Origin of the sequence: Paenibacillus barcinonensis (assembly GCF_003217495.1) — a bacterium.
Lineage (GTDB): Bacteria > Bacillota > Bacilli > Paenibacillales > Paenibacillaceae > Paenibacillus > Paenibacillus barcinonensis.
The window spans coordinates 363,930-388,221 of sequence record NZ_QJSW01000005.1 but is presented as its reverse complement, the minus strand read 5'-3'; the positions used below and the strand labels follow the sequence as shown (position 1 = coordinate 388,221).

31 protein-coding genes are annotated in these 24,292 nt (G+C 48.0%); 2 read left to right on the top strand and 29 right to left on the bottom strand.

What is annotated here, in order from left to right; translation table 11 throughout:
* On the top strand, positions 1 to 180 hold a 180-nt coding region (locus DFQ00_RS11145; RefSeq protein WP_146236148.1), incomplete at its 5' end, for an IS30 family transposase.
* A 90-nt stretch (positions 181 to 270) separates the two neighbouring features.
* Here the strand turns inward: DFQ00_RS11145 and DFQ00_RS11140 are convergent.
* The 25 genes from DFQ00_RS11140 to DFQ00_RS11020 all read right to left on the bottom strand — a co-directional run bounded on the left by DFQ00_RS11140 (position 271) and on the right by DFQ00_RS11020 (position 19,054).
* Positions 271 to 1,197 (bottom strand): glycoside hydrolase family 25 protein, encoded by a 927-nt coding sequence (locus DFQ00_RS11140; protein WP_110896539.1) that lies wholly within the window; start codon positions 1,195 to 1,197, stop codon positions 271 to 273.
* Positions 1,184 to 1,618 carry a phage holin family protein gene (locus DFQ00_RS11135; protein ID WP_110896538.1) on the bottom strand — a complete coding sequence of 145 codons (435 nt, stop codon included), beginning with the start codon at positions 1,616 to 1,618 and terminating at the stop codon, positions 1,184 to 1,186. The genes DFQ00_RS11140 and DFQ00_RS11135 overlap by 14 nt, the downstream gene beginning before the upstream one ends.
* 172 nt (positions 1,619 to 1,790) lie before the next feature.
* Complete coding sequence (locus DFQ00_RS11130; protein WP_110896537.1) at positions 1,791 to 2,237, bottom strand: hypothetical protein; 447 nt, start codon at positions 2,235 to 2,237, stop codon at positions 1,791 to 1,793.
* Positions 2,237 to 2,872 (bottom strand): hypothetical protein, encoded by a 636-nt coding sequence (locus DFQ00_RS11125; protein ID WP_110896536.1) that lies wholly within the window; start codon positions 2,870 to 2,872, stop codon positions 2,237 to 2,239. Before DFQ00_RS11125 ends, DFQ00_RS11130 begins: the two co-directional genes overlap by 1 nt.
* Positions 2,873 to 4,165: a tail fiber protein gene (locus DFQ00_RS11120; protein ID WP_110896535.1), complete on the bottom strand. Its 1,293-nt coding sequence runs from the start codon at positions 4,163 to 4,165 to the stop codon at positions 2,873 to 2,875. It lies immediately after the preceding gene.
* Positions 4,158 to 4,478: a hypothetical protein gene (locus tag DFQ00_RS11115; protein WP_110896534.1), complete on the bottom strand. Its 321-nt coding sequence runs from the start codon at positions 4,476 to 4,478 to the stop codon at positions 4,158 to 4,160. The genes DFQ00_RS11120 and DFQ00_RS11115 overlap by 8 nt, the downstream gene beginning before the upstream one ends.
* The gene (locus tag DFQ00_RS11110; RefSeq protein ID WP_110896533.1) at positions 4,478 to 5,131 is read right to left on the bottom strand and encodes a putative phage tail protein; all 654 of its coding nucleotides are present in this window, start codon (positions 5,129 to 5,131) and stop codon (positions 4,478 to 4,480) included. Before DFQ00_RS11110 ends, DFQ00_RS11115 begins: the two co-directional genes overlap by 1 nt.
* Entirely contained in the window at positions 5,128 to 5,952 is an 825-nt protein-coding gene (locus DFQ00_RS11105) for a baseplate J/gp47 family protein (RefSeq protein WP_110896532.1), read from the bottom strand. Before DFQ00_RS11105 ends, DFQ00_RS11110 begins: the two co-directional genes overlap by 4 nt.
* The gene (locus DFQ00_RS11100) at positions 5,949 to 6,392 is read right to left on the bottom strand and encodes a DUF2634 domain-containing protein (protein WP_244213784.1); all 444 of its coding nucleotides are present in this window, start codon (positions 6,390 to 6,392) and stop codon (positions 5,949 to 5,951) included. Before DFQ00_RS11100 ends, DFQ00_RS11105 begins: the two co-directional genes overlap by 4 nt.
* A 3-nt stretch (positions 6,393 to 6,395) precedes the next feature.
* Positions 6,396 to 6,719: a hypothetical protein gene (locus DFQ00_RS11095; RefSeq protein WP_110896531.1), complete on the bottom strand. Its 324-nt coding sequence runs from the start codon at positions 6,717 to 6,719 to the stop codon at positions 6,396 to 6,398.
* Positions 6,719 to 7,699 carry an XkdQ/YqbQ family protein gene (locus DFQ00_RS11090; RefSeq protein WP_110896530.1) on the bottom strand — a complete coding sequence of 327 codons (981 nt, stop codon included), beginning with the start codon at positions 7,697 to 7,699 and terminating at the stop codon, positions 6,719 to 6,721. The genes DFQ00_RS11095 and DFQ00_RS11090 overlap by 1 nt, the downstream gene beginning before the upstream one ends.
* Before the next feature lie 10 nt (positions 7,700 to 7,709).
* The gene (locus tag DFQ00_RS11085; protein ID WP_110896529.1) at positions 7,710 to 8,363 is read right to left on the bottom strand and encodes a hypothetical protein; all 654 of its coding nucleotides are present in this window, start codon (positions 8,361 to 8,363) and stop codon (positions 7,710 to 7,712) included.
* 3 nt (positions 8,364 to 8,366) lie between these two features.
* A complete protein-coding gene (locus DFQ00_RS11080; protein WP_110896528.1) occupies positions 8,367 to 11,666 on the bottom strand; it encodes a phage tail tape measure protein in 3,300 nt (1,099 codons plus the stop codon).
* A gap of 158 nt (positions 11,667 to 11,824) precedes the next feature.
* On the bottom strand, positions 11,825 to 12,235 hold the full coding sequence (locus DFQ00_RS11075; RefSeq protein WP_110896527.1) for a hypothetical protein: 411 nt from the start codon (positions 12,233 to 12,235) through the stop codon (positions 11,825 to 11,827).
* Between the two features lie 121 nt (positions 12,236 to 12,356).
* Positions 12,357 to 12,707 (bottom strand): hypothetical protein, encoded by a 351-nt coding sequence (locus DFQ00_RS11070; protein WP_110896526.1) that lies wholly within the window; start codon positions 12,705 to 12,707, stop codon positions 12,357 to 12,359.
* A gap of 133 nt (positions 12,708 to 12,840) precedes the next feature.
* On the bottom strand, positions 12,841 to 13,284 hold the full coding sequence (locus DFQ00_RS11065) for a phage tail tube protein (protein ID WP_110896525.1): 444 nt from the start codon (positions 13,282 to 13,284) through the stop codon (positions 12,841 to 12,843).
* 3 nt (positions 13,285 to 13,287) lie between these two features.
* Entirely contained in the window at positions 13,288 to 14,640 is a 1,353-nt protein-coding gene (locus DFQ00_RS11060) for a phage tail sheath subtilisin-like domain-containing protein (RefSeq protein ID WP_110896524.1), read from the bottom strand.
* Positions 14,621 to 14,869 carry a hypothetical protein gene (locus DFQ00_RS11055; protein WP_244213783.1) on the bottom strand — a complete coding sequence of 83 codons (249 nt, stop codon included), beginning with the start codon at positions 14,867 to 14,869 and terminating at the stop codon, positions 14,621 to 14,623. Before DFQ00_RS11055 ends, DFQ00_RS11060 begins: the two co-directional genes overlap by 20 nt.
* A complete protein-coding gene (locus DFQ00_RS11050) occupies positions 14,866 to 15,336 on the bottom strand; it encodes a hypothetical protein (RefSeq protein ID WP_244213782.1) in 471 nt (156 codons plus the stop codon). The genes DFQ00_RS11055 and DFQ00_RS11050 overlap by 4 nt, the downstream gene beginning before the upstream one ends.
* Positions 15,336 to 15,860 carry an HK97 gp10 family phage protein gene (locus DFQ00_RS11045; protein ID WP_110896522.1) on the bottom strand — a complete coding sequence of 175 codons (525 nt, stop codon included), beginning with the start codon at positions 15,858 to 15,860 and terminating at the stop codon, positions 15,336 to 15,338. The genes DFQ00_RS11050 and DFQ00_RS11045 overlap by 1 nt, the downstream gene beginning before the upstream one ends.
* The gene (locus tag DFQ00_RS11040) at positions 15,850 to 16,173 is read right to left on the bottom strand and encodes a hypothetical protein (RefSeq protein WP_110896521.1); all 324 of its coding nucleotides are present in this window, start codon (positions 16,171 to 16,173) and stop codon (positions 15,850 to 15,852) included. The genes DFQ00_RS11045 and DFQ00_RS11040 overlap by 11 nt, the downstream gene beginning before the upstream one ends.
* Positions 16,170 to 16,556: a head-tail connector protein gene (locus DFQ00_RS11035; RefSeq protein ID WP_110896520.1), complete on the bottom strand. Its 387-nt coding sequence runs from the start codon at positions 16,554 to 16,556 to the stop codon at positions 16,170 to 16,172. Before DFQ00_RS11035 ends, DFQ00_RS11040 begins: the two co-directional genes overlap by 4 nt.
* A complete protein-coding gene (locus tag DFQ00_RS11030) occupies positions 16,525 to 16,851 on the bottom strand; it encodes a hypothetical protein (protein ID WP_110896519.1) in 327 nt (108 codons plus the stop codon). Before DFQ00_RS11030 ends, DFQ00_RS11035 begins: the two co-directional genes overlap by 32 nt.
* Complete coding sequence (locus DFQ00_RS11025; RefSeq protein WP_110896518.1) at positions 16,851 to 17,783, bottom strand: phage major capsid protein, P2 family; 933 nt, start codon at positions 17,781 to 17,783, stop codon at positions 16,851 to 16,853. The genes DFQ00_RS11030 and DFQ00_RS11025 overlap by 1 nt, the downstream gene beginning before the upstream one ends.
* Positions 17,784 to 17,812: 29 nt before the next feature.
* The gene (locus tag DFQ00_RS11020) at positions 17,813 to 19,054 is read right to left on the bottom strand and encodes an XkdF-like putative serine protease domain-containing protein (RefSeq protein ID WP_110896517.1); all 1,242 of its coding nucleotides are present in this window, start codon (positions 19,052 to 19,054) and stop codon (positions 17,813 to 17,815) included.
* Positions 19,055 to 19,119: 65 nt separating this feature from the next.
* Between DFQ00_RS11020 and DFQ00_RS11015 the strand changes: the two genes are divergently transcribed.
* Positions 19,120 to 19,404 carry a hypothetical protein gene (locus DFQ00_RS11015; protein WP_110896516.1) on the top strand — a complete coding sequence of 95 codons (285 nt, stop codon included), beginning with the start codon at positions 19,120 to 19,122 and terminating at the stop codon, positions 19,402 to 19,404.
* On the opposite strand, the gene DFQ00_RS11010 is transcribed toward DFQ00_RS11015, so the two are convergent.
* Genes DFQ00_RS11010 through DFQ00_RS10995 form a run of 4 tightly spaced genes read right to left on the bottom strand, consistent with a single transcriptional unit; the run spans position 19,401 to position 24,278 of the window.
* The gene (locus tag DFQ00_RS11010; RefSeq protein ID WP_110896515.1) at positions 19,401 to 20,231 is read right to left on the bottom strand and encodes a phage minor head protein; all 831 of its coding nucleotides are present in this window, start codon (positions 20,229 to 20,231) and stop codon (positions 19,401 to 19,403) included. The two genes, DFQ00_RS11015 and DFQ00_RS11010, sit on opposite strands and share 4 nt — an antisense overlap.
* Complete coding sequence (locus DFQ00_RS11005) at positions 20,224 to 21,705, bottom strand: phage portal protein (RefSeq protein WP_110896514.1); 1,482 nt, start codon at positions 21,703 to 21,705, stop codon at positions 20,224 to 20,226. The genes DFQ00_RS11010 and DFQ00_RS11005 overlap by 8 nt, the downstream gene beginning before the upstream one ends.
* Complete coding sequence (locus tag DFQ00_RS11000) at positions 21,706 to 23,394, bottom strand: terminase large subunit (RefSeq protein ID WP_244213781.1); 1,689 nt, start codon at positions 23,392 to 23,394, stop codon at positions 21,706 to 21,708.
* A complete protein-coding gene (locus DFQ00_RS10995; protein WP_110896512.1) occupies positions 23,391 to 24,278 on the bottom strand; it encodes a phage terminase small subunit-related protein in 888 nt (295 codons plus the stop codon). The genes DFQ00_RS11000 and DFQ00_RS10995 overlap by 4 nt, the downstream gene beginning before the upstream one ends.
* Between the last annotated feature and the right edge of the window lie 14 nt (positions 24,279 to 24,292).

The window sequence follows — 24,292 nt, the reverse complement described above, 5'->3', positions numbered from 1 at the left end:
TCGAATGAAAATGCCAATGGGCTCCTGCGAGAGTTTTTCCCCAAGGGAACGGATTTCGCCCAAATCACGGATGAGGCTCTAGAAAACGCTCTGGACTTGATCAATCACAGACCACGAAAATGCTTGGGGTGGAGAACCGCTCATGAATCCTTTTCAGAGGAACTGTCGCACTTGGCTTGACAATCCGTCAAAAGAAAAAAATCCCTCACCAGCGTTTGCCAATGAGAGATTTTTACCGATGCTATCGGATTTGACTTCATATTACCACAATTATCCTTCTTCTTCAATCTTTTTCAAACGCTCATCCATGTCTGCCAAGTTTCCGTTAATCCCTGCAATAAGCTTCAGGAAATTCTTCCTGAGCCGGTTCATCACGATTGCCGATTCCTCACGCGTGATCGTTGCCCCTGGCCTTGTGCCATCAAAATATCCATTGGCTGTCACCTCTGCCCACGCTGCTTCTGCCCACTTGCTCGGCACGTTGATATCGCGTTCTTGCGTCATTGGCTTGTCCTCCTTCACAGGTTCATTCTTATATCTGGCTTTTAGCTCCGCAACAGTCCCATCAAATTCGTTCAAATCTACTGCCCCGCTGATCCCGTCAACCTTACGGTTTCCACGCGGCAAGTATCCGCCTGCAGCACCATCAGAGTATTGCCAGAAGTCCCAGCCGGTCCAGCCGGATGCATCAGCAGGCGTTTGTGTGCTGTATCTGGCAATCCAGAGCGGATATGAGGACAAGCCTGTAAAGTTGCCGATAAACGCCGGGTATGTATACACCAGCGGTTTAACTCCGGTCAGCTTGTGGACTTCTTCCAGAAGCGTCTTCGCTACGGCTGTAATCGTCGCTTTGCTATGACCGTTTTTGTTTGATTCATAGTCCATGACTGGCGGCAGATCAAACACCCCAATCCCGCCAGCATCCTGGATAGCCCTGTAGAAATTCTGTGCTTCCGCTTTTGCAGCATCCACGCTACCGGCAGAGTCGTCAACGTAGTGGTATGCACCAATCAGCAGGCCAGCCGCCTTGGCATCTCGGACGAATTGCAGAAACTTAGATGACCTGAAGGACTTACCTTGCGTCGCCTTAATAAACACGAAGGATATTCCGTCCGCTGCCACCTTTTTAAAATCAATGTTGCCGTTGTGATGGGATACGTCAATGCCCTGTGCATTGCCCTGTTTACGCGCTTGCATCTGTACCAGCTCCTTTATCGTTATCGTTGCCACCTTTACCCTTCAACACTTCAATGGCCTGCTTGATCACAGCCGGGATAGGCGCACCCATCTTGCCTCCGTTCTCCGTGATGGACAGCAGCTCATTCGCAATATAGAAGAATGCCACTGTATCCCTAAACAAATGGCCATCGCCCAGAATACCATCCACCAAGTGGCCAACCGCCACCATCGCAAAAATAAAGACCTTACGGGCTATCCCGATAAGGCCAATTTTGCTCCTGAGCTCCCCTGACATCCAACCGGCGGCTACACCCGTTAGGTAATCAAACACCACGAACACCAACAATACTCCCAGCACTCCAGACCAACCCCCGAATAAATAAGACAGCACCCAGCTGCCGACGGCCAAAGCCCATTTCCCCATGTTTTCCAATTTCATATCCCCGATCTATTTAATTTATTGAATTTGCCACCAACACAAAAAGACACGATCCTTAACCGGTCGTGTACATCAAAATCTATTCACGATGAGTATCACCCCTTTCTATAATCGGAACCGAGATAAAAATTCCCACGGCTCACAACGTCACGCCCCTTTTTTTATCCCTGTCTCATCCCCAAATTTCCCAGACATATACCTCGCCAGCAGATGGTACAGGCAACCTAAAACCACTATCCGTGACTTGTCCCACCTGATTAAAACTACCCCCGGTTATTTCGTAAACCTTAAATATATATCCCGTGCCTGCGTTACTAGTCAAATATGTTGCAAGGTTATAGTTAGTTCCTGCGGATGACGGTTGTGCCCCGAATGTATCTTTGTTGTAAACAATCATCCCCCTGTTACTTGGTGCTGATTTATTCCTTAAAATAATACGTGTCGGTCTAAAGCTTAAACCATTTACTGAAGCGACATAAGCATTGAATGATGAATTAACATCATTGAATAAAAGTGTTGCAGTAGTGGAAGTAACTTCACCCGTTGCGTATTTCATCATTCCGTCTGTCAGTCCGCCCAACGTGTAATTTCCGAGTGAAAAATTACTTAAAGTAGGCATTATACCAACTCCAATCCTGTTACATGAAATGCAATGGGTGAGGAATTGGATGAATTAACAGCGGTTATGGAATCTCCAGATTCGAGTATTAAATCCATGCTCGGAATCACCAATGTTTCGTACCCTTTAAGTTGATAGTCCCATAGGATGTTAACGATCCCTATGTTAACTCTTAGAGTTACCGACGTTGATGAGGTGTTGCATACAACAAAATTCTTTATCATTCTTTTTATAGATGACGAGTTGACTATTGTTCCTTCGGTGCTTGATATGTTCGTCCTTGCCATCCTTTTTACATTGTAATACGGGCCTAAATTGTCCCTACTATCTATTTCAATTCCACACAAATAATAATCCGCCCTAGCGCTGGCACCCATACGCACAGCGTCAGCGGTAGTAATCAAAAACTGATCAGCGATAGGCACATGGATTGTTTCATTAGCTTTCAGCGTGTATCGCATGTAATAGACATTTGATATTGTGACAACTACCTCTGTTGGGGCGAAGTTTGGGTTACATATCAAAAGAGATTTTATTAATGTAGTGCGGCTACCGTTTGTTGTATAAACGGTAGCCGGGCTGCCTACGGTTCCTTGCATGATGCCTCTGGCTAATACTTTTACTATATCGGACATTTATAACCCACCCCACAATGCACGCATTTTTTTTCTCATCAGTGACCAGTCTGCCTCGTTTGTGTAGATTGAGTTGCCGCCGACAGAAAGTTTAAGTCTAGTAGCGGCTCTTGTTGCAACTGGAGCAATCCCTTTAACCGCAAGTCTCACCTTTACACTGACTACTGATGCAACGCTGAATGAAGCTGACTTCTTGTGCCAGTTAGCATTCTTATCGGCGGGAATTTTACATAAAACAGTTCCAGTGCTGGAGTTGTATATTTCCGCATACATATCTATATCAGGCGAACCAATTGTGTAAAAAGTGATCTGGAAAGTGTAATCAGATGCGCTTAAAGTAATGGTTTCGTCAGTCTCCAAAACGGAAGAGTCGCTTGTTAATAACATAGATGAATTGTGTGAGAAATAATAACCAACTGTTGCGCTTGGTGCAGTGAAAACAGAGAAATCTACTGTGTTCCCGGCAGCATTTGTCCAACCGATTAAACCAAGAGAGCCTGTTGAATTAGGTATCAAGTTTGCAGCAATGTTGTTTTTAACATCGTTAACGACTGTATTAGCAATTGTCTGTGCGTTTGTATTTGCCAATGGAATTACAGTTTCTTCGTCCATAGCCTGCGCCCTTGTAATTGCGTCCTGCCTAGCATCGTTGACCGCCTTTGGTGTAGCTGCATTGGTTTGGTTTGTGCTGGAGATGGAGTTGGAAAGCTGCACCTTGCCCTTCTGCGTCAGGGATGCATCAGGAATTTGCACATTATCCATCCGTTTTATAATCTCTTCCAAACTTACATTAACCCGCTGGTCCGAAGTGGAGATAACACCACTGGTATCTGTCGCCACATAAAAAAGCGACAAACCAGACTTAGCTGTCGCTTGTGATGAGGTCTTTTTGACAACTCCATCAACATCCACGTATACATATTGTCCTTGAGTCGGGTTCAATGCCATCTCGCCTGCAGGGACTTCATATCTCCTTCCGCCCACGTAGGCCACACCAGCCGTCCAAATAACTTTTAATCCTTGGGCACTGCAAGACAACCCCATTACACCATTGAATGGGACAACAAAATTACCAATGGCCTCCTTGGCGAGCTTTTCGACGAGAATATGAGCTGCTTCGATGCCATCTTCCATAGTGTTAAGGCGAGTCGATGTAATTCGTGTACCTACCTGGACCAACTCGAACAAAGGTCTACCTGTCTGTGAATCAGTCTTTTGTTTTCCAGTAGAAGGGTCCATAATCGGCTTGGTCAGGTCGGGGATCTCATCTTTCCAATCCTGTTTGTTATACAATGGTTTTCACCTCCAATTTGATACTGAACTCAAAGCCGATCAGGAATCCACGATCATTCTTAATGACATTAAGAGCTTGATTCGCTAATGTTCGCCCCTGGTCGTCCATGAGCGAAGCGCCAAGTATTTGCTTGCCAATCATCTCGGAATCGTTTAGAAAAACGTACTTCCTAATCGTGCGCCCGGATATGACCGTATTATGAATTGGGTATTCAACCAACTCACCGCTAATGTTTACCAGGGCATGATCAAAATGTGAATTTGTATCCGTTACCGCATAATCAAGCATCAAAGGCTGAATTACTTCTGCCATCACGCTGTCCCTCCTTGCATTGGTATTTCAAACCCAGTAATCGGGCTGTCGATTCGGGCGTAAGATGTGGCAGCGCCCACTGTAATGTTTTCAACAGCCAGTACACCACTTGTCCCCAATTCCTGCGGCATTTCTAACCCGCAGATGGGGAAGTCTAAAGAGAAGGAATATCCCTTGCCCCCCATTGTGATTGCAGGTGTTGATGTCTTAACAACGGGAACGGCACGGTTGATATGAACAGGACGAATATATTCGAAATCAGTAAATAGCCCCGCCACATTGATAGGGGAGCTGCTGTCGTACTCAAAATGAATCTCTTTGGCCAGAAACTCTTCTGTCACCTGCAGGAGCTTTCCATACTGCGATCCGATTTGTCGAAGGATTGGCAGCTTGAATGGCTTCTTGGCCAACTTCTTTCTGCGGATCGCTTCGCGCCGGTTCGCCATGGAACCGACTTGTTCCGCTCGGAAGTAAATCCATTCCCAAAGGTCAAGCCCCCAGGTTGCTCGCTGAAGCAGAAACTGATTCACCAGCTCTTCCATCTTGGATTCCCTAAGATCGATCTCTTCCTCCATCACGCCAAAGTGCCAGCCTGCTACCTCGTTTTCGTACCAATACGGGGGCAGAACTTCTCGGTACCGAACAGGAATCATGACAGAATCACCTCGACCTGCAGGAACGATACAGGGGGCACATCAATGTCCAGCACATCATCGTTAAGCGTGAAGTTACTGTAATTCTCCACGCCTGGCACGAGCAGGAGAGCAGCAATGTAGTTGTATAGCAACTTACTGCGCCCGTTGGCATAATTGTCCACACGCTGCCGGATCGTTTCAGCCAGCTGCTGCAGGTCTTCCGATGTTTCCAAAGTCGCTTTCACCGTGACAAGGAAAATCGGAGCTGGATGCACTGCCAAGTCGTGGCCTGCAATGCGGTAATCTTCCCACATTAGCGCTTTGACTTGCTCCGCAAACGCTGGCGTAATAGGCTGACCGTCCATATCAGTCAGATACAGATCAACGGAATTGTCATGGCGTTCCTTTTCAACCGCCACTGCACCACCCACGCCTTGAATCTCTTTGGCCCACAATTCATAGTCTTTGCGACGTCCGTTCCCTTCCTCCGTAAATGCCCGGTCAAGAATCCGCAAACGGTAATCATCATTGGATTCGCCTTCTTTCCGAACCATGCCATCAGCCCAGCCGTGGGCATCCAGAAACTCATCATCTGCCCAAATTGGAGTTGACTGCAGCACACCATAACCCCACAATTCCTGTTGTTCGGCTAATTCCTGAGCAATCGGATACCAAAGGTCGTAAAAGTATTCTCCTTCACCAACGGGTGGTGGCGGCAGCCCTCTTTCATTTGCCAACGTAATAGCCCGGTTGACCCACCGTTGATAAATCATATCCGGGGTCTCTTCAAGCACAGGAACAACCGGGAATTTAGGCAAATCATTAATCGTCAAACTCATGTATCGATCACCTCATTAAGTTCGGCAGCTCCGGCAAGCCCTGTAATTTGGATTGTGATATCCGTTCCACGATCTACACGTGTCATAGATATCACTTCTGCTTGCTCAATTTCAGGGTGAGCTGTTAGAGCTTCCTCAATGTCACGGATAATCTCGGTGTCTTCCCAGCCTGGCCACTCCGATTTTTCAACGCCGATGTCAGCGCCATAGACAACATATTGAAATCGCTCAGTCCAAATAATCTTCATGGCCGTTTCAACAAGAAATTCCTCATAGCTCGTTGTCCGGATCGGACGACCAGCTTCATCCAAGACAGCCCTGCGGTTTCGGTAGTCCATTTTGTAGGTCCATTTGGATGCCGATGGGATATTGTCCACCAGATCCGTGACGTCTACTTCTTCGAGATCCATAGCGGGAAATAACGTTTCGTCTTCTTCCACGAGTTACCGCTCCTTTCCCAGAACATAATATCTCTGACCCGTCATACGGGAGACAAGAAGCCTATCACCGACCTCCAGCGGGCTAGGGATCAGGAGTTTGCCTTTCAAGATCGCTGGTTCTGGCTCAGCAACGTCAAATGTGACCTCAATTTCCCGTTCCTGCAGGTAATCCGCGAAGACCAGGCTTCCTGATTCATATGGGTACGGGTCGCCATCCACCTCAATCTTGGCAGCTGGCCAGCTCAGAAGGGTTGCACGCTCGGTATCCCTCGCATCGATATGGCCAGCTACTTTCTGTTTCAGCAACTTCATTGCTTCACCCATCATTAAGCTTCCCGCCTTTCAAGGACCAGTTTGAGCGTGAATATACCGTTGCTCCAAGTTGTGTCTGCACTCTCCACGATCCATTTGGTGACGACCGTTGTTTTGATCAACACGAGCCATCCAGCACGCAACCCCGCCAATGTATGGTCCTCATGACGTACTGTGATCTTCTTAATCTGCTTGGGCTTCGCCATCGCTTTTACCCGCTGCGTTGCAACGGTCGTTGGATTCTCGTCCTCCTCAACTTCGATGATCTCTTCCATACGGCCAAACGTCTTCAAGACGCTGGCATCCGTTTTGGTGACTGAGGCTGATAGCTTGTCATCCTTGTACTTCTGCGCAGTGACCACCGTGTACGTTTCCTCAATGTTGTAGCCCGCGCTGCTGGCTTCCATTTGTTCAGGCACGAAAATGGGAACGACCTCGTTCATACCTTCGCGTACCACCTGCAGGTAGAAATTTGTTTCTGTACGAACCACATCTACATGGTACCGATAGCCGCTACGCTCATATGCCTTTTGCAGCACATCCAAAATGACCTCAGAATGTGCCATTGTCCCGTATCGTTCATCGAGGTTAAAGCCGAGTTTGGGACAGCGGAAGTCAACGCCTGTTGTCTTGATGTACTTCTGCAGCTCAGCTCCCGCTTCTCCTTTCAGATATGGACGAGCGCCTTTATTCTTCGCCAGATACCAACCAATCTCACTGGCTTTAATCTCCCAAGCGCCAGTAAACTCATCTTGTTCGTAGTCAATGATAGGGCCATGGAAAAACTGGTTTTTGTGATGAAGAAGGGACTTACCTACCTTGTGCGAAAAGCACATCAGCATACCGGCTACGCTAATTGTTGGAATGTCCCGCAGCCGAACCGTCATGCTGCGTGCTATTTCGTCCCGTTGAGACGACCATGAGATATCAGTTATAGCAGGAGCGAGGGCCGCCCTGGCATCCTGCTTGCCGTATACAACTGCAAATTTGTCCATGACTGACCCCCTACTTCATTTTTTTATTGGCTTCAGTAATCTTGTTTTTGCGACCAGTGTAATCAAATGCACCTGGTGCATTATCAGCAGCATCCTTTGCCGCAGCTGCGCTCTTCTTTTTATCCGTGGCCTTTTTCTTCTTTTTGGTTGTCTTCTTTTTGTCCTTTTTGCTGGACTTTGCTGTTGTATTTGGCCTGCTCTTACTTGCCTTAGTGATGATCACGCCAGGCTTCAGGAGTTGCTTGGTATTGCTGTATGAAATGATTTTGACAGGCTTATGTTCGACCAAGCTTATTGTCATGTGAATGTTGCCTTGGCCGTCTTTATAAACAATCTCCATGTTTTCAATTAACATGGTCTGGGAAAACAATTCTTCGAAGTTCAACACAACAGGTTTAGGCTTCCACTTCTCCAGCAGCTGCCACGTGGTTTCAGGCCGTTTGTAGGTGACAGTTTGTTTCTTGTCCGTCTCCCACAAATCTCGCCACTCGCGGGGTAAAATGGCCGAAAAAGAAACCCGCTGCAACTTGGCAGTGGGTTTCCCTGTTCTCTCTTGACCAATGATGACGTTGAATGTATCCACTTCATTACCAGTTGTGATTTGTATCTCGGCCGGAGTGATCGGGAAGGTCAGCCGAATAGCTCCTTGTGACATTGCCAACATGCTTTAACCCCCTGTCTCCAAAGCTTTGTAAATCTCTTCTCCCGCCACATCACGGATCAGTGCACGACCTGCAGGGCTTGTTAAAGCTCGGGCGAAGGATTGGAAGTCCGTAATACCTGCTGCAACTCCACTCAAATCAATGGTGACATTGCCGATCGTTACCGACTTGTTCCCGCTTGATGCCTCTGCAGACAGCGGGGATGTGCGGACAGGTATTGCATTGCTGGACAAACTTGCTCCCTCGATCCCATCCACACCGTCACGCATTGTTCCCGCAATATTATCCATGCGGTTCTTGATGGAGTCAGACCGCAATCCATCGGAAAACATGGAAACAAAGTTCGGCGCCCATTTATCCGATTTACTGGCGGGACCTTCCTTGGTCGGAGAACTAAAACCAAGATAGTTATGCATGATCTTGGCAGCGTTCGAAACGGCAGAAGTTAAAGTCGGGATCTGGCTAAGCATACCGGATGCCATCATGCTAATGAGGTTGCTGCCCCAGGTGCTGCCTTTACTCGATATGGTAGACAATGACTCCAAATGTCGGCGGGTCAAATCGATAGCACTTTTGGCTGACGAACTCACACCACTGAAACTTAACGCAGCCTGGCTGTTGCCGCTGATAATGTCCCTTGTGCTGTTTTTCGAGGTTACACCTAAATCCTTAGCTTGCTTCTCCGTTTCTTTGGCGGCTGTCCCGACGGCCTTGATGTTGCTCTCAGCCTCTTTGGAGTCAGTCCCTTTGAACATACCGACAACGACATCTTTAAATTTATCTGCAGATTTTACGATATCACTGTCGTCCATTGCATCTTTTATCCCTTGCTTTAGGCCGCTTTTTTGCACATGTGATACGATGTTATCCATCGTCTCCTTGATTTTCTTCTCGCCTTCCTTGGTCGTGGTTGTTGTAGTGGTAATGAAAGATTCTTTAGGTAACTGTGGCGTAACTGGCTTAGGCTCTTCCTTCGGGCCAAACCCCATCCAGTCTTTGATGGAACTTGTGAGATTAGCTACACCATCCACGATGTCGCGAGTAACGCCACTTGAATCTGCCCAAGAACCAAGTTTCTCACCTACCCAGCTACCAGCAGCTGCACCTAATGCTGTGCCAAGCGGACCAGCAAGTGTGCCTATTGCGCCGCCAAGGGCCCCACCGGCCAGACTCCCGACTGTAGAGCCGCCGGTGGTAGATATAGCTTCCTTCCAGCCCTGTTCTTTTGCTACGCCGTACATATCGTAAGCAGACATTCCAACATTGGCAATCGTACCAAGTACGCCAAGGCCCTTCAAAACACCCTTGGTGGCCCCTCCCATACTCTTCGTTCCCGTTGACAATAAACCATCGGGACCAAGTTTGGGACTGAATTTAGGGGCTTTCGGTGTTTTAACAGAAACATCTTTTGTCTTCGTTTTACTTGCTGCCTGCGGCTTTTGCTTTTTATCCCCAACGATATCCGTCCTGGTTATGGTTTTACCTGTCGAACTGGCCTTAGGCTTGGAACCACCGGATCGCCCTTTTCTTCTCCCTTTGCGGCGATCTTTGCTATTTCCACCACCATTGCCGCCCATACTACCATTGACATATACGCTGGTCGCATTAACATTCATGCTCGATACGAGTTCAGCGCCGCCAATCAGGGATGATCCTCCCCCAAGTCCCTTTTTACCAGGAACAGCTTTCCATATTAATTTCCCCACACTACCAATATCCTGAATAAGTTGTTTAGTTCCCTTAATAATGCCTACTGCACCCTTAAGTGCCAAAATTCCTGCTAATCCAACCACTACTTTATTAATGACTCCAGAAAATTCATGATAAAAGCTAACGATGTTACTAATTCCCGTGGCAATTCCAGACCCCAACGCTTCAATCTGTGCCTTATTGTCTGTCAGCAAAGAATTGAACTCCTTCATTGCCGGGACCGATGCTTGCATGATGTTGCCGCCAATGTCCTGCATTTGCATCTGGATATCAGCTTGTGACTGTCTATATGCAGTCATTGGATCGGCCGCTTGCTGCTGCTTAACCATTCGGTCAGTTGTACCTGTCATGTCAGGCGCTTTTTCAAAAGCAACACCATAGGTCTTTAAGATTGCGTCAGCGTTGTCTTCGCCCGTTGCTGACCCCAATTTGGTTAAAGTCTGTTTCAGTTCATTCCTATCCTGACTTGCCATATCCGCCAGCAAAGCGGCTATAGCGCCTTTTGCTCTTTGGGTGTCACCAGAGTTAATATCTGCAGTGAAAGCCTCGGCCTGTCTAGCAGCCTCCTTTTTACCCGACCCCCGCGCACCGAAGTAATCCGCCATGTCGTCAGCGTTAAGAGCCTTCACGCCAAATACTTCCTTGAAAAAGTCGCCTGGCTTGTCAAAATTGAAGGCCCCTTCTTTGACTGTGCTACTCAGGAAATTACTCATTTGTGCCGAACTTGTGCCGCTACTCGCAAAGTAAGGGCTGTACTCCCAAAACGTGTCTGCAATATCTTTCTGCGGATCTCCTACTGACATATAAGCATGCGCGATACTGTCCGCTACCTGCGAGTATGATTCTTTAAAGTTCTTTGCCGACTGTGTGACAGCTCTCTGCATTTCCTCTGATCCGGAATCTGGAATTATCGCCTGCAGCTTGGTCGTAGCCGCAAAAGCCTCACTTACCTTTGATTTATCTTGTACCATAGGGGTGAGCGTGGAAAGCTCAGCCGCCCCTGTTGCCCTATCAGAGATAAGTCCTTGGGCTACCAGTCTGTCATTTGTGGCCAAAACTTCTGAACGTTGTTGCGTGGATAGATAAGGGGCAAGCCTGGAAGCTTCTTTGTAATAATCCCCTACACCTCCAAAAATGGCATCAGACATCCCGCCACCCAGCACCAACCCACCACCAAGAGCAGCGAGGCCAGATATCTTTGCAGATATGTTATCGATCAATGGACTGATCTGGTCATCAGCATGTAATCTGACATGTGCATTAGGGATACCCTTTACATCACGGTCGACACCAGACACTGTTCTTCGAAATGCTTCTGCACTCGATCGGGCCCGGCGGAACAAATCTCCGACTACTGCACGCCCCAGTTGCCTGGTCTCGTCAGCGGCCTGTCCGACTCTGGCCCCCAAATCCCGGGCTGACTCACTTGCACGATGAATGGAGGAAGAGAATTCGTGTCCCATCCGATCCGCAGCACGGCGCAGACCTCCAACATCGTCCTGCGTGTTTCTTAGCCCACTCTGCATGCGGCGCAGCGTACCAGATACGAGATCCCTTGCTTCAATTGGTACGGTTATCCTACTGGCCGTTGCCATAGTATGCACCCCCTTCCCGACCTATTTTTTGTTAAGCTTTTTCAACTCTTCCTCGGCCAACATCGATGCGGCCAAGCAAAAATGATATTGCCTGTTCTTGTTCACCTCATACGGCAAGACGTCCGCGGGCAGTTTTTTCTGGTTGATCCAAAAGGATGCTACCCAGCTCGCTTCTCCGTCTCGCCGGATGAGTTTTTTGCTTCTTTGAGCAATTCTTCCTTCGTTTCCCGGAAGTTCCGAACAGCTTTGGACAAGATGAAATAATGATCTGGATCGTTGAATATACGTGGTGGAAGTTCATTTTTATTCACGCAATTGTAAGCCTTCAAGAGTTCAATGTTCTTCCAGTCAAAGTCATGCTCTGTGGCTTTTACAATCATTGCATCGATGTCATTGAATGAACCTTTTGCAGTACCGTCATCGTTGTATGCTGCTTCATAGGCCCGCCGTAAATCCATTGTAGTCAGACGACGCACAGACCATTTCTCTCCGTCTACTGTCACTTCTATTTGTTCTGGTTCGGCTGCAGCTGTGCCGGCAGTAAGATATTTCTGTAACTTGTCGCTCATTGTTATTCCTCCAGTTAATATGTGATTTCTGTTTCATAGCATGTAAAAAGCCTGTAGATTACTCCTATTGGAGCTCGTCTACAGGCTTTTATAATGGTTTTTATTCTATCATTCTTAATTACTATCTTATATGAATATAATAAAAAACTCTCCCTACTCCACCCGGCAAGTCTGCTACCACGACAGCTTCTCCTGCTTTAAGACCAAGTACAAAACCGTTCCGATCTAAATAAATAGGGCTATTATTCCCTTGATCTCCACTAATCGAAAAATTTGAACCTGACAGATTCCTCGATTCCCCTACTCTAAGAGTAATTTCTATAATGACATCGTTCATAGCACTAACTTGAGAAGTCATTGATTGCGAGACTTGAGAACTTGTTGGGACTATTGAAGCATCAGCAAAAGATGTAGATCCCAAAGAGAAGCAGGCCGCAATAGAAACAATTCCTAACAATAATTTTTTACTCATTTTACATTCTCCCTTCATATTTGGAATACATTTCTATTTTATAATATATTTCCAAATTTATGAAGAGGGTTTTATTGGTAGTTTCGAACTTTGTGTGAACTATTCCTTTATCTCCATGAACTAAAATGAACTTTTATGCCATGTAATCTGGAAATTTCTCTACAAATTCAAAGTCTGTAGCCGTTCCCTCAAGTGTGATATCAATACCCGTATTGCTGTCGATCTGAGCAACCAAGATATCCATGTTCCCGTGGATATGAATACCTGTGAGCAAGACACGTTCTGTATTTCCGGTCTGCATATCTTCCAATGCGCCGGTAATGCGATCCAAGAACATTGTCTTACCTGCCTTGAAGTCCTCCAACAAACGGTAACGCAGACGGGATTCCAGCTTGGACATAACCAGTTTAACCGGGATTTCGTAGCCCACGATTTGTTTGGTCTTGGACATGCGCCGCGCCCGGACCACATCCAATGTTTCAGGATTCAGTGTGACTTCAATTTCCTTGATCGTTTGGATAGCATCGCCGTTGTCATCTTCCACGGATAGATTCCGGCCAATAAGTTCGCGTTCCATTTACTATGCCACCTCCCATGTAATGTAGAATGCTTCGATGGCATCAAGCGGTTTAGCGTAAAGTTTAAAGTATGCATAATCGAAGTCACTTACGTTGTTCGGATCTTCTACAAACGTATACCCTTCATCAATCGCCTTTTGGTTCCTACGGATCGCCAGATACTCCAAAACAGCTGCGATAAACATACCTCTGCCATCTTTGTCGTTATCCAGTTTGGCTTTCCACTTCTTCGCTGTGGAATAGATGTCGTTCAGGACCTGATCAATCGTCATTGAGACACGGATCTTGCCAAAGTCCTCACGTTCACCTGCGCCCATCGTAGTCAGTGTATTGACCGCCGACTCAATGATGTAGTCGTATCCGTCCCGCGTTGCCATCAGCGTACCCTCAGCAAGTCCTTTGATGACCTCGCTGTGGCTCCAATCAATGGCAGCCTGTGTCATCGGCACTTTAACCCCTGTAAAGGACTTATTTGCAGGCGTACCAGCCATTAGACCAGCCACCCATGCAGCCCATTGCACTGAGTTGTATGTTTTGCCGTTGATGTGTGTACCGGCAAGGGAGCAGTTGACGATGTAACGAGCGTTCATAGCCCTGCTGCGGGCATTATGTTTCTCAATGTCCGTATCATCCAGCGCAAGCCCTGCAACGACCAACTGAGCGAGTCTGCGGGCTTTTGTACGCCGATCCAGCAGCCATTGTTTGGCAGCAGCCTGGACAGCCGCATCCGTAGATGGCAGGTAGAACACGTCAAATGTCAGACCATCCACCCGATTAAAAATACGACTCCAATCGGATGCCGTGATCGATGCGGTACCGGACACAGCACCTGTCAGTGGTGTATATGCCACATCTGCCCAGGCAGCTGCTCCGGCTGACTTAAAGCGAACCATACTGGACTTCTTCAGCGCTTCTTCTGCAGCTGCTTTATCAGCCACGGTATAAGTCTCCGTGTCATAAATCCCTTTGGTATCACGTATGATGATCTCTTTTTTGCTGGCGTCCACCAAGCTTGCCCGGATCATGTACTCAAAATCATTCCCGCGTAATCCTGGATAACGCGCTTCAATCGTGTAACTATCCGTGACAGTAACAGCGGCAGCCTTCTCAGATCCATTCGTCACGCGATACCCGACCACAGTTGCCCCTGTTTCGGATGCCAGTTCCAACTCATCCACCTGCAGGCCGCTTTCCTTCAAACGTTCGGACGTATCCGCCATATCAACAGCTTGATTGACTGCGCCCCATTCTGCTTGATACGGGATCAGCACGCGACCCGTAACGGGTACTACTCTGGCCTTCGCCAGCGCAATCAGTTCCACATATCCGCCTGGCCTAACTCTCTGAATCGACATTCAACGTTTCCTCCTTCTGTGCCGATGGACGCAAGTATGCATCCAATCGGTTTTGTACTTCCTGGTGGGATAGCAGGACATCTGCTTTGTAATCAAAAAGGGCGCCCGCCACCTCGAAGCGTTCATGCTTCAATGCAGCTGCACCCTCAATCCATTCCTGCTTAGTCCGCTTGTTCAGGTCTTCCTGGACAGCGGCAGCGACAAGTTTTTCCTTGCGTGTTGTGCTCATGGGTTGAGCTCCTTTCCTTCATAGCCGATATGAAATTCATTGATCTTCGGTACCGGAATCTTCGGAACACTGAGCAGGTAGGAATACCTGAAGGTGACCTCAACCCTATCCTTTTCAGGTCGGTTGCGTGGTGGCTCCATAATCAGTGCAACACCAAAGCGTTTCGAAGCGTAGAGGTACTTCCTCTGGCGTAAGAACATGAAGAATGGCGTTAGATCAAAGGGAATAGGTTCCCCATCGTCTTCTTCCGCGATCCGTTCCTTATCAAAATGGAACACCAGACCCACGTCCTCCACAATTCGGTTAGCACGCGGGGTAATGACTCTATCAGATACGAGATCCGTTTCAATAAACACCGATGGCGTATCGAAGTTCCCCGCCAGCCACTGCGTCCGATCCCGCAAAATCGTCAGGTCCGGGTACACAATACGTACAATTTCAGCCCATGTTTTTAATCCAGCATCCATCAGCGCAACACCCTTTCCATTTCTCTATCGAGTCGTTGAATGATGAGCTGATTCATACCGCCTTCAAACTGGGTCACAGCAATGTCAAAGTATTTCCGACCGATGAAGCTGCGAGGCTTTGCCATAAATCCGCCTTTAGCATTACGGTCATACACAAAAGACCCACCTCTGTTCCAATACCCCGGAACAAAGTGAGCCTTATGGATTGTGTAGCCATCATTGATTAGCCGCGGATAGCCCCATGCCCCCTGATCGTTGGAACCAGACCTTAAATCAGATCCAACTTCCAAGGTGATCGCATTTCGGTCAACGTCCCATTCCCACACATTGCCGTCACCGCCTCGAGTAAACGAGTTCCACATCAGACCTGTATCAATTAGGCCTTGCCTATCGATCTCATCAATGATGTGGTTCAACAAGCTCTCACCCATCGCTTCAGCAACGTTGGTCAGAACACGTTTCATACCTTGATCAGCCAGCTTCCTGAATCGCCTGGCCAACCCGTCAAAGTCATTAACGATCATTGCCCTTCACCTCACACGTCAGCAGCAGTTCCATCCAGTACCGGCGCGGATTAGCATCCACCACCAAATAGCGGCGACCGAACAGTACAACCTCATCACTGATTCGAACATCAGCCGTTTTGGACACGCCAACTGTTTTCTTGACGATATACACAACAGGTTTAGCATCAGCCTGGCCAGATGTCTCCGTCTTGATCACATGACATTTGAGGTCCGCAATTTTGCTGCTCTTACGATCGTTAAACAGATCGTCACCGTCTCGCTTGCTGCCAACCCGGTAAACAGCAAGCGGCGTTTTAAATCGGTGATTCACAGTAGATAGGCCGTGATGTTGCCATCGTCCGGCCCTTCCTGTTGTTTCTTCACCCACAAGAATAGGATTGCATCCACGTCCGGGTTTCCCGTGGTCTTACCTGCTATGGCCTGCCGGGTGTATGTCCAAGCCCCATCGCTCTCGGAAGCATAGTTCCGGGCGACAGCTGCCAAATATTCCTCGCTATCCTGCAGGGCAAGCCCCTCAGCCAGCTTCACCCATGCGAGCATGAGCTGCCGATCCACGATTTCAGGGAAAGGAATGGGCAAATACAACTCTATCCGCACCTGGGCGTCATCGATGTACTGCTCCAGTTGTTCAGGCGTTGCTTCCTGAACGGGAGTTACACGGCTACGCTGTTGGAGGATCGTTGCTGTCAGCATTTTTACCGTCAGCTCCCTCCTCAGCTACCTCTCCACCTTTCAGCGCTTTAAGCAATTCGGGTTTCCTCATATCAGCGAAGCCCGGAATTCCTGCTAATTTCGCTTTATCCTTCAACTGCACAACAGATAACTCTTCCAAAGGAACAACCTTTTCCTGTTGCACTTCGAAGTCTTCACATTCACGGAAGTGCTTAACTACAGATTCACTTTCAACCAAGACAGGCACTTTCGCAACGAACCGGATTCCATGAAGCATTAGTGATGCATTTTTCCCACAATAAGTGATGTATGGCATTAGAACGTCACCCCTTCCGCATAACCTACAGCAGCAGGCTCTTCGAAAATAGCATCCAAGTCAGAATGGATAGCATAGAATCGTTTATCCGCATAGATGGCTTCTTTACCTTCCGTCGTTTTGCGGATTTGCATGTCATAGGTATTTACCAAAGCAAAGTTCTGGTGGTATGTGAAGATCACCGCACCTTCAGGCATGTGCGGCACTTCCTCAACGTCATAGGAGTTGATTTTTTTCACGCCGCCCATGATCTGCAGCTGGATGGATGCGCTGGTATCTTTTTCAGCCAGTTTTTGCAGACGCTCACTAAATGTGTTCGGGTGCATGAAATATTTGAACACCCCAGCTGCACGCAGACGCGTTGGAATAGAACGTTCCAATTCGAAGAAGATACCCACCTTTTTATCAGTAGGCAGTGTTGACCAGTCAATGACATTACCTTTTGTTTTCGCAACTTTCAACCAACCATCGTTAATTTTAAGGAAGTCATAATCGGGATCTGTATTCGGTGTGGCAACATCCCCGTTAAAGCCCAAGTCCTGCATATTGTCTCCGTAGTTCTTCGTCATTGCCGTCATGATGATAGCTTCAGCATCTTGACCGCGAACGCGCTGCGTTTGGCGGATGAACTCTTCCGTAATCTCGAACGGCAACACAACTGGTGCAACCGCATAAGGAACCTGCGGGAATGTAGGTCCTGTAATATTGGTGGCCATGTTGTTTTCTACCTTACCCCGCAGGTTACGACCAGTTACCCCAATTTTGTCGATTGTGCCCTTGGCGCTTGTGCGGGTAATCGTGCGAACGCCTTTCAAGAACTCCGTCGAATCGTAAGCCATGGCCATAAATGCATCCACTTGCTGATAGTTGAGGGCCGTTTGGTCCATGGATGTTACGGTAGTCGATTTAATGATTTGTCCATTGGTTTTCATATGTTTAATAGTCTCCCTTCGAATTTGAACTACAGCAGGTTGCCGAAGCTAACGTCGCCATCAGCTTTGTGAATATTCTCATCCTGCGCACCACCCTGTGCAGATCCACCTCGGCTGTTTTTAACAATCTGCACATCAGCTGCCAGTGTGGACATTTGTTCGGTCAGTGGTGCTAATGCCTTGGCGATAGCATCAGTTAAATCATCTGCTTGCGGCTCTGTTCCAGTGCCTGCATCCGGTGTAACAACATCAGGAGTACCTTCACCCTCCTGTTTCTTCAGCTCCGTAATCTCGTTGGTCAGGTCCGTTACCTGCTTGGCAATAGGTGCAACGGCTGCCTGAACGGCTTTTGCAATATCTTCCGGTTTCAAATCGTTTTCCTCCCCTTCGTCCTGCTCATCATCTGCAGGCGCTGTTTTGTTTTTAAGTTCCGTTAATGCAGCAATGGCGTCATCAACATGCTTGAGATTGCCCGCGGATATCTTTTTACCAGCCTTGGCGATCTGCTCAGGCGGCTTTCCGATGGCTTTCACAATGTCTTCCTGCACCAATACGTCTTGGGCGATCTCCACGAAATCCTGCAAGGCATCACGAATGATTTCGGGGTCTGTTTCCATCCCCGATTCCCACGAATCCCAACGAAAAAGAACCGCGTTCAAGGCGTCTTGAGCTGCCCAGAATTCACGGTTCTTTCGGTTCTTGTGGTACTTATCAGCAACTGCGCCCTTCTCAATCAGGCCGAGCGCTTTGGCAATACGTTTCATGAGGCTTTTAGAAACAGTCGTGTCTTCCTCGACTTCTTCACGCTTACCAACGCCCCACATACTGAATCCGGTGATTTCACCTTTCTGGATATCTTCCCAGGTACCGTCGTCAGTCACCTTCACACCGGCTACCCATGAACCTTTTGCAATTATCTGGTCGCCAATCTCCATATCACACGGGGCAATATAGGATTCAACTACGTACCCTTTGTCAGCGTCCAGGTCATGCTGCTTATCAATGTTGTAGGTGTGTTGATTCTCCATGAACAAGTGGGCTGCCTTCTCGATCTCAACAGCATCCATCATGTCACCATGGGCATCCTCAACATCAGGTTGGTATACAACACCGATAACGATGTGCTTTGTGTCGTCCACCTTTGCGATCTGTACTTGCTTCTGGATAGCATCTTTGCCCGCTGCCTTGATAATGGCAAATGGTACGCCATTGGCGCCCTTATCTACCAGCGACAAGTGCGTAATCTTTGCGTCTTTCATTTTGTAGGTCATCTCTTCTTTCACCTCCTCTCAAAGAAACATGGTATAATATCCCAAAACACATAAGGAGTGATTTCATGGCTACTTGGACCCCCATTGAGAATGCTAAAATTGTAGGAATATTGCCTGAATACAGAAGTTTATTGAAAAACGATGAGACTAATAATTCAGCTGGTCGTATTTGTGCTCAAGAACTTATCGACAATGACAAGCTAAACATTTTTACGGATCGTATAAACAAGGTTAAGTATCCGATAGACACACTAGCTAAGCACATTATCAGAATGGATGATATTGTTTCAGGAAATGCCATTCCTGAACACGCTGATGAATCGAACTGGGCAAACTGCTACAAATACTAATCAAGTACCAACTGCATCGTGCAGCGGCAATTTATGATTTCTTCAGGATCACCTGCAGTATCACCTGGATACATAAGTTTGCTCGACCCCACCTTAAATGGCTTGTCCAGCGCAACGATCTGGCCATTCGCTCTCCGGTGGGTTTTTCGTGTCCGAGTACCGACAGCCGACCGCCATTTCTTGCCCTTTGCGATTTCAGACTGTTTCCAGCCTTCCAACTTGCCTCCGTTAGCCGCTGCAGTGCTCATGGTCCGTGAAATCCGCTGAGCTCGTTGCATGGAAAAAGGACCATCTTCTCCCCCGGCTGCCTGTGCGCTGATTTCTTGAACCAGTAATGCACGTTCTGAAGGAGTGTTCCCTTCCTCGATCGCTTTTTCAAAACTTCGCAGCAATGTGTCCGTCGAAGACTGATTCATATCGGGAACCAGGCTGCGGATCTCCTTCACGAATTTCTTGGCCGCCTTATTCTTGGTAGTCCAAACCTTTTCCTTGTCCAGCTGCAGCAGCTCAGATTCTCCAGCCAGATTAAACAACGGTTCAAAAGCTTCTTGCACCGCTGTTTCAAACATGTCTGAAAACACGTCGGTCGCATGCAAGGCAATAAGAACTTTGCCCAACTCACCGATGTCACCAAGCGATTCCTCGCTCAGTTCAGCTATCGCGTCTTGAAGGGCTTGTCCCTGAAGCTCCAGAATCTCCATGATTCGATCCTCGCCCTGCTTGTACAACTCTTCGAGCAATTTGCGTTCCACATATGTCAACTCAAGACTATCCAGAAACTCATCATCATCTGCTTTAGCTATGAGTTCCCAGCAAGCTTCACACATGAGCGCCCACCTCGGCAGATCCTTTGCGAAGCAAACGCTTGGCGATGATAGACACACGCTCCTGCAGGTCGTCTGTATCCCCTGTTCCCTCCGAATCCAGAATAGACGGTTGGCTTCCTGCCAGCTGAGCAATCGGCGTATCCAGGTATTCCTGGCTGAACTTGCTCTCATCGATCGTCGTACCAAGGACATCCTCTGCGATTGGAATCAGGTCACGAACCAGCATAATTCCACGGTCAGCGATAAATTCAAGCATTGCCTTACGATCCTCTGGATCAATGATGCTTGGTGCCCGAAGCACCGCTTTAACCCGGAATATCCCCATAGCCGGGAACAAACGCTTATTGAAAATCTCATTCATAATCCACTTGCGATAAGGTTCAAAAACCTGTTCCTCTGCAAACTGCAGGGCTGCCTGAGCTGTCGCCCGGTTATAGTCTGAACTTTGACCGACAAGGATAGGAGGAAGCCGGAAAGATGACAGGATATCAGCTTTCTTCTCCTTTCCATAATCCAAGAACAAGGCATCTTGCTGCAGCAGGTCATTCAGCTTATCCAAATTGACGGATACCTTTTCAACCTTCTCGTCCATCGGTCCGCCCGTCTCTTTTCCTTGGGCTTCGAGGTACAGGATACCACCCTGAGACTGGGAACCCTTCACATTCTTCAGCAGCTCCATGGATTGCTTCGTAAGGCGTCCATTTGTGACCGTTAGGATCATGGACAACATCCTGCCATTGCTGAAATAGGATACGTTCAATTCCTCCGCTTCACGGGAACCGACTACACCAGGTGCGTTCCCAAACCAGCGGGGTTCACCGTAGGCCCCGTCATTGCCAATCTTCAACGGAATAACCTGATTCTCAGTACCTTCAGTACCGAATAACCGAAACCAAACTACGGATGTTCCCCGCTTCATGGCATAACGCCGAGCATAGATTTGTTGCGAGAATTCTTCAATCTTCTTGGTGGAACTGATCCGCCGTTTTCGTTTGATTGTCGCCGGATTACTCTCCTTGGTATAACGAACGTACTTCGGATCCATCCGGAAGATCGTCGGAAACTCACTCCCTGCAGGCCAAGCAACTTCCATGTTAGCCATACCCGTGCTTTCCAAATCTTCAATGAGCTGGCCTATGATCTCTTCTGGATTGTCTTCAAGGTTACAAGTCTCCAAGAAGCGTTCAGCTCGGTTCCATTCATCCTTGGCCGTTTCATCACTTTCCCCAGGCAAATACTCCAATGCGATACCATGTCCAGCTATGTTCCGCTTGTATGCCTCGATGCACTGAGGAATGATGTTGCTGTTCTTAACAAGTTGTCTGCAGCTGGTCGGATCATTACCCGGTTCGAATGGCAAAAGGCCATGTTGATCGTATAAGCTGTCGAATACATCAGGAAGCTGGGCACTGGATGGAATGTGCCTACCTTCTTCCTTTGCAAACGGAACCCAAGTCGCATTGCCTTCACTCAATTAAATCCACCCCGCTCCCCCATTGTGTTCTTCATGCTCCGATTCCTCCTGTTGCTGTTTTTTTTTCTTGAACCATTCAAACCATTTATCAGCTACCTGACGTACCTGCAGGGCAATCGAATATGCCATGATCCGGTCATCATGACAACCACTGTCCGCTTCAGCTTTCCCTTTGTTGTCGATGAACGTCATACATTCCCCGTACAACTCTGGACAGTAGATATCGTAAAGCTGATCGCGGATCGCTTCCTTGAAATCACTGATCATCACAGGACGGGTCGCCTTATTGGTTTCCCATCCAAGCTTGCCTTTCTTGTGAAGGAACAGCAGCGGATAATGACATGTGTTGAACAACGTATTTAGTACGGATTCCCCGGTGTTGTTGTTCTCAACAGCAAGCAATGCTGTGTTGTAATACAAACCCAACCTGTTCAGCTTCTTTCCGTACAAGTCCGTGTCCCATTTGCCATGAAGTGCTGCACACATTTCACCAGTTCGGGCATCAATCACGTAAGCAGCATCGTAGTCTCCATCCTCGGTCCCTTTGGCCGTATCTGCAGCTAAGATGTATCGTTTACCCGGTTCAGGTTGCTGATATATGACCAGTTCACCTGCGTGAGCCGGGATAACCTTCTCCTTAACAAAATCAATTTCATACAGGCTGCCTTTAAGTGTGATCGCATCCCGCAATCGCTTGATGAATTTGTTGTCGAAGATTCCTTCCCCGGAAAGCAAGAATGCATCGTCTGGTTCGGATGGGTACTCCTGATCGAATTGCCGCGGATCGCCGCCGCAATCATTTCGGATGGTGTACCGCCGCCACTGAAGTTGTTCATCATCCAAGCCAAATTTGTCTTTCAGCTCCATTTCTTCTTCGGTCAACTCGAAGCCAGGCGGTAACGGTTTGCGATAGTCCGGCATCTCGAACCATGCAAAAAAGAGCGGAGAAAAATCATTCTCGCCCTTAACGGCTGCATCCCATATTTGCTTAAACTCTTCCATGCCGTTCGCCGTGGACTCGATAATCCCGATGCTTCCCGCTTCCTTAGACAACGCGGCCAATAGTGATAACAGGTGTCGCTTCTTTTTTTTCGCTGGCCAAAACGCCACTTCAGATGCATGCAAGTAATGAATCGTGTCGGAACGGGCAAGTACACGGCTTTCAGCTGTTTGTACAGTAATCTTCGATTTTAACCCCGGGTTCCTGCGGCGGTCTGCCGTCCGGATCGCAGGATTCTCAAAGGTCAGCTTCTTGGCGTTGTTCTTACGGCTCATTGGCTGAATCACTGATGGCACACGTTCATAGTAAAGCTGGAACATATCGAATAGGTTGCTTGATGCATCGGAAGACTGAGCAACGATAAAAGCGTTCTTGGCCTCTTGTAGTGAAGTGAAATAGTAGATTAGGGCTTCTGTCACCGTGGAGAATCCCATCTGCCGGGCCTTCAGGATGATTATTCGCACGGGTTTACATGCTGCTATGTCCTCAAACACTTTGGCAGCATAACGCCGTTGGGCATCATTAAGGATCAGAGGAACCATGGTACCAGACTTGTCTTTAATCTTGAGCATGCGGAAGCAGAACTGCTCAAAATCAAGCAGGATCGCCTTTAATTCAGCCAGCTTGTCCGGGCGGTGCTGCAATTTTCGTTTGATCCGACGACGATGTTCATTTGCTAATGCAATCACCAATCTAAATCATCCCCATCGTTGTCTTCATCGTCGTCACCTTCTCCCTCGTCACCGCCATGACCCAATGCCTTATACTTGTCCAGTTCTAGACGTTCACGGGCAATTCTCAATTTCTCTTCTTCTTGTTGCAGGCTGGCAATCAGGTTTATGACCCGCAGCTTCTTATCCCTCGTCTTTACCAAAGCTTCCTCTTGTTTAAGGATTTTGTCCAGCTTAGACGTGACGAGTGTCGTAATCTCAGTGACCTTCATTCCTTCGGTGGTAACAGGCACTGTGATTTGCTTTCCCGTCTTAGGGCTCAACATAGAAACCTTGTCCTGACGTTCCATAAGCTCTTGCTTGATCTTACGTTCTTCATCAGTCAGGCCAGCTTCAAGCAGTTTGACTCGCTTCATATGCCGCCGCTCCTGCAAGGACAACATAATCAACTGTTCGTTGAGCTGCGCCAGAGGGTCAGTGTCAATCTGATTCATCATATCCTGTTCATCAGGCTCCAACGTATCAAGGAAGATCGTTTCATACATACCTGTTTTGAGTGCATGTTTGTTACGATAGGGGCCACCTTCACCCCCGCGGTTTCCCACAGCATTTTTATTCCCGGGTGGAGCACCACCGCGATTGCCCACAGCGTTCTTGTTGCCTTTGGGCGCTCCCCTTGATTTCGGAACGCTCCCATTTGTTCCATTTGGAGCGCTCCCTTTGGAATCTCCCAAAACGCTCCCATTCAGCTCGTCTTCCCAACGATCCATGGACTTCCATTTTCGCACCCGGGATTCGGGAACATAAAGAGCGGCGGCGATGTCTTTAAGCTTCATCGTCCCGCCGCTCTCCAGCCACATCAGTTTAGCCTTGTCCCGCTCGAGACTTCGTTCTCTGCCCATGCTACACCATCACC

What these genes read in the sequence shown, in the direction of transcription:
- DFQ00_RS11030 (WP_110896519.1), bottom strand. Translation starts at nt 16,851, where the DNA reads ATGCCATACATCACTTATTGTGGGAAAAATGCATCACTAATGCTTCAT.
- DFQ00_RS11065 (WP_110896525.1), bottom strand. Translation starts at nt 13,284, where the DNA reads ATGGAACGCGAACTTATTGGCCGGAATCTATCCGTGGAAGATGACAAC.
- DFQ00_RS11020 (WP_110896517.1), bottom strand. Translation starts at nt 19,054, where the DNA reads ATGACCTACAAAATGAAAGACGCAAAGATTACGCACTTGTCGCTGGTA.
- DFQ00_RS11130 (WP_110896537.1), bottom strand. Translation starts at nt 2,237, where the DNA reads ATGCCTACTTTAAGTAATTTTTCACTCGGAAATTACACGTTGGGCGGA.
- DFQ00_RS11095 (WP_110896531.1), bottom strand. Translation starts at nt 6,719, where the DNA reads ATGATGGGTGAAGCAATGAAGTTGCTGAAACAGAAAGTAGCTGGCCAT.
- DFQ00_RS11035 (WP_110896520.1), bottom strand. Translation starts at nt 16,556, where the DNA reads ATGCTGACAGCAACGATCCTCCAACAGCGTAGCCGTGTAACTCCCGTT.
- DFQ00_RS11105 (WP_110896532.1), bottom strand. Translation starts at nt 5,952, where the DNA reads ATGAGTTTGACGATTAATGATTTGCCTAAATTCCCGGTTGTTCCTGTG.
- DFQ00_RS11125 (WP_110896536.1), bottom strand. Translation starts at nt 2,872, where the DNA reads ATGTCCGATATAGTAAAAGTATTAGCCAGAGGCATCATGCAAGGAACC.
- DFQ00_RS11050 (WP_244213782.1), bottom strand. Translation starts at nt 15,336, where the DNA reads ATGGATGCTGGATTAAAAACATGGGCTGAAATTGTACGTATTGTGTAC.
- DFQ00_RS11015 (WP_110896516.1), top strand. Translation starts at nt 19,120, where the DNA reads ATGGCTACTTGGACCCCCATTGAGAATGCTAAAATTGTAGGAATATTG.
- DFQ00_RS11055 (WP_244213783.1), bottom strand. Translation starts at nt 14,869, where the DNA reads ATGAGCACAACACGCAAGGAAAAACTTGTCGCTGCCGCTGTCCAGGAA.
- DFQ00_RS10995 (WP_110896512.1), bottom strand. Translation starts at nt 24,278, where the DNA reads ATGGGCAGAGAACGAAGTCTCGAGCGGGACAAGGCTAAACTGATGTGG.
- DFQ00_RS11075 (WP_110896527.1), bottom strand. Translation starts at nt 12,235, where the DNA reads ATGAGCGACAAGTTACAGAAATATCTTACTGCCGGCACAGCTGCAGCC.
- DFQ00_RS11140 (WP_110896539.1), bottom strand. Translation starts at nt 1,197, where the DNA reads ATGCAAGCGCGTAAACAGGGCAATGCACAGGGCATTGACGTATCCCAT.
- DFQ00_RS11045 (WP_110896522.1), bottom strand. Translation starts at nt 15,860, where the DNA reads ATGATCGTTAATGACTTTGACGGGTTGGCCAGGCGATTCAGGAAGCTG.
- DFQ00_RS11090 (WP_110896530.1), bottom strand. Translation starts at nt 7,699, where the DNA reads ATGGACAAATTTGCAGTTGTATACGGCAAGCAGGATGCCAGGGCGGCC.
- DFQ00_RS11115 (WP_110896534.1), bottom strand. Translation starts at nt 4,478, where the DNA reads ATGGCAGAAGTAATTCAGCCTTTGATGCTTGATTATGCGGTAACGGAT.
- DFQ00_RS11070 (WP_110896526.1), bottom strand. Translation starts at nt 12,707, where the DNA reads ATGAGTAAAAAATTATTGTTAGGAATTGTTTCTATTGCGGCCTGCTTC.
- DFQ00_RS11025 (WP_110896518.1), bottom strand. Translation starts at nt 17,783, where the DNA reads ATGAAAACCAATGGACAAATCATTAAATCGACTACCGTAACATCCATG.
- DFQ00_RS11010 (WP_110896515.1), bottom strand. Translation starts at nt 20,231, where the DNA reads ATGTGTGAAGCTTGCTGGGAACTCATAGCTAAAGCAGATGATGATGAG.
- DFQ00_RS11085 (WP_110896529.1), bottom strand. Translation starts at nt 8,363, where the DNA reads ATGTTGGCAATGTCACAAGGAGCTATTCGGCTGACCTTCCCGATCACT.
- DFQ00_RS11110 (WP_110896533.1), bottom strand. Translation starts at nt 5,131, where the DNA reads ATGATTCCTGTTCGGTACCGAGAAGTTCTGCCCCCGTATTGGTACGAA.
- DFQ00_RS11135 (WP_110896538.1), bottom strand. Translation starts at nt 1,618, where the DNA reads ATGAAATTGGAAAACATGGGGAAATGGGCTTTGGCCGTCGGCAGCTGG.
- DFQ00_RS11060 (WP_110896524.1), bottom strand. Translation starts at nt 14,640, where the DNA reads ATGTCGATTCAGAGAGTTAGGCCAGGCGGATATGTGGAACTGATTGCG.
- DFQ00_RS11080 (WP_110896528.1), bottom strand. Translation starts at nt 11,666, where the DNA reads ATGGCAACGGCCAGTAGGATAACCGTACCAATTGAAGCAAGGGATCTC.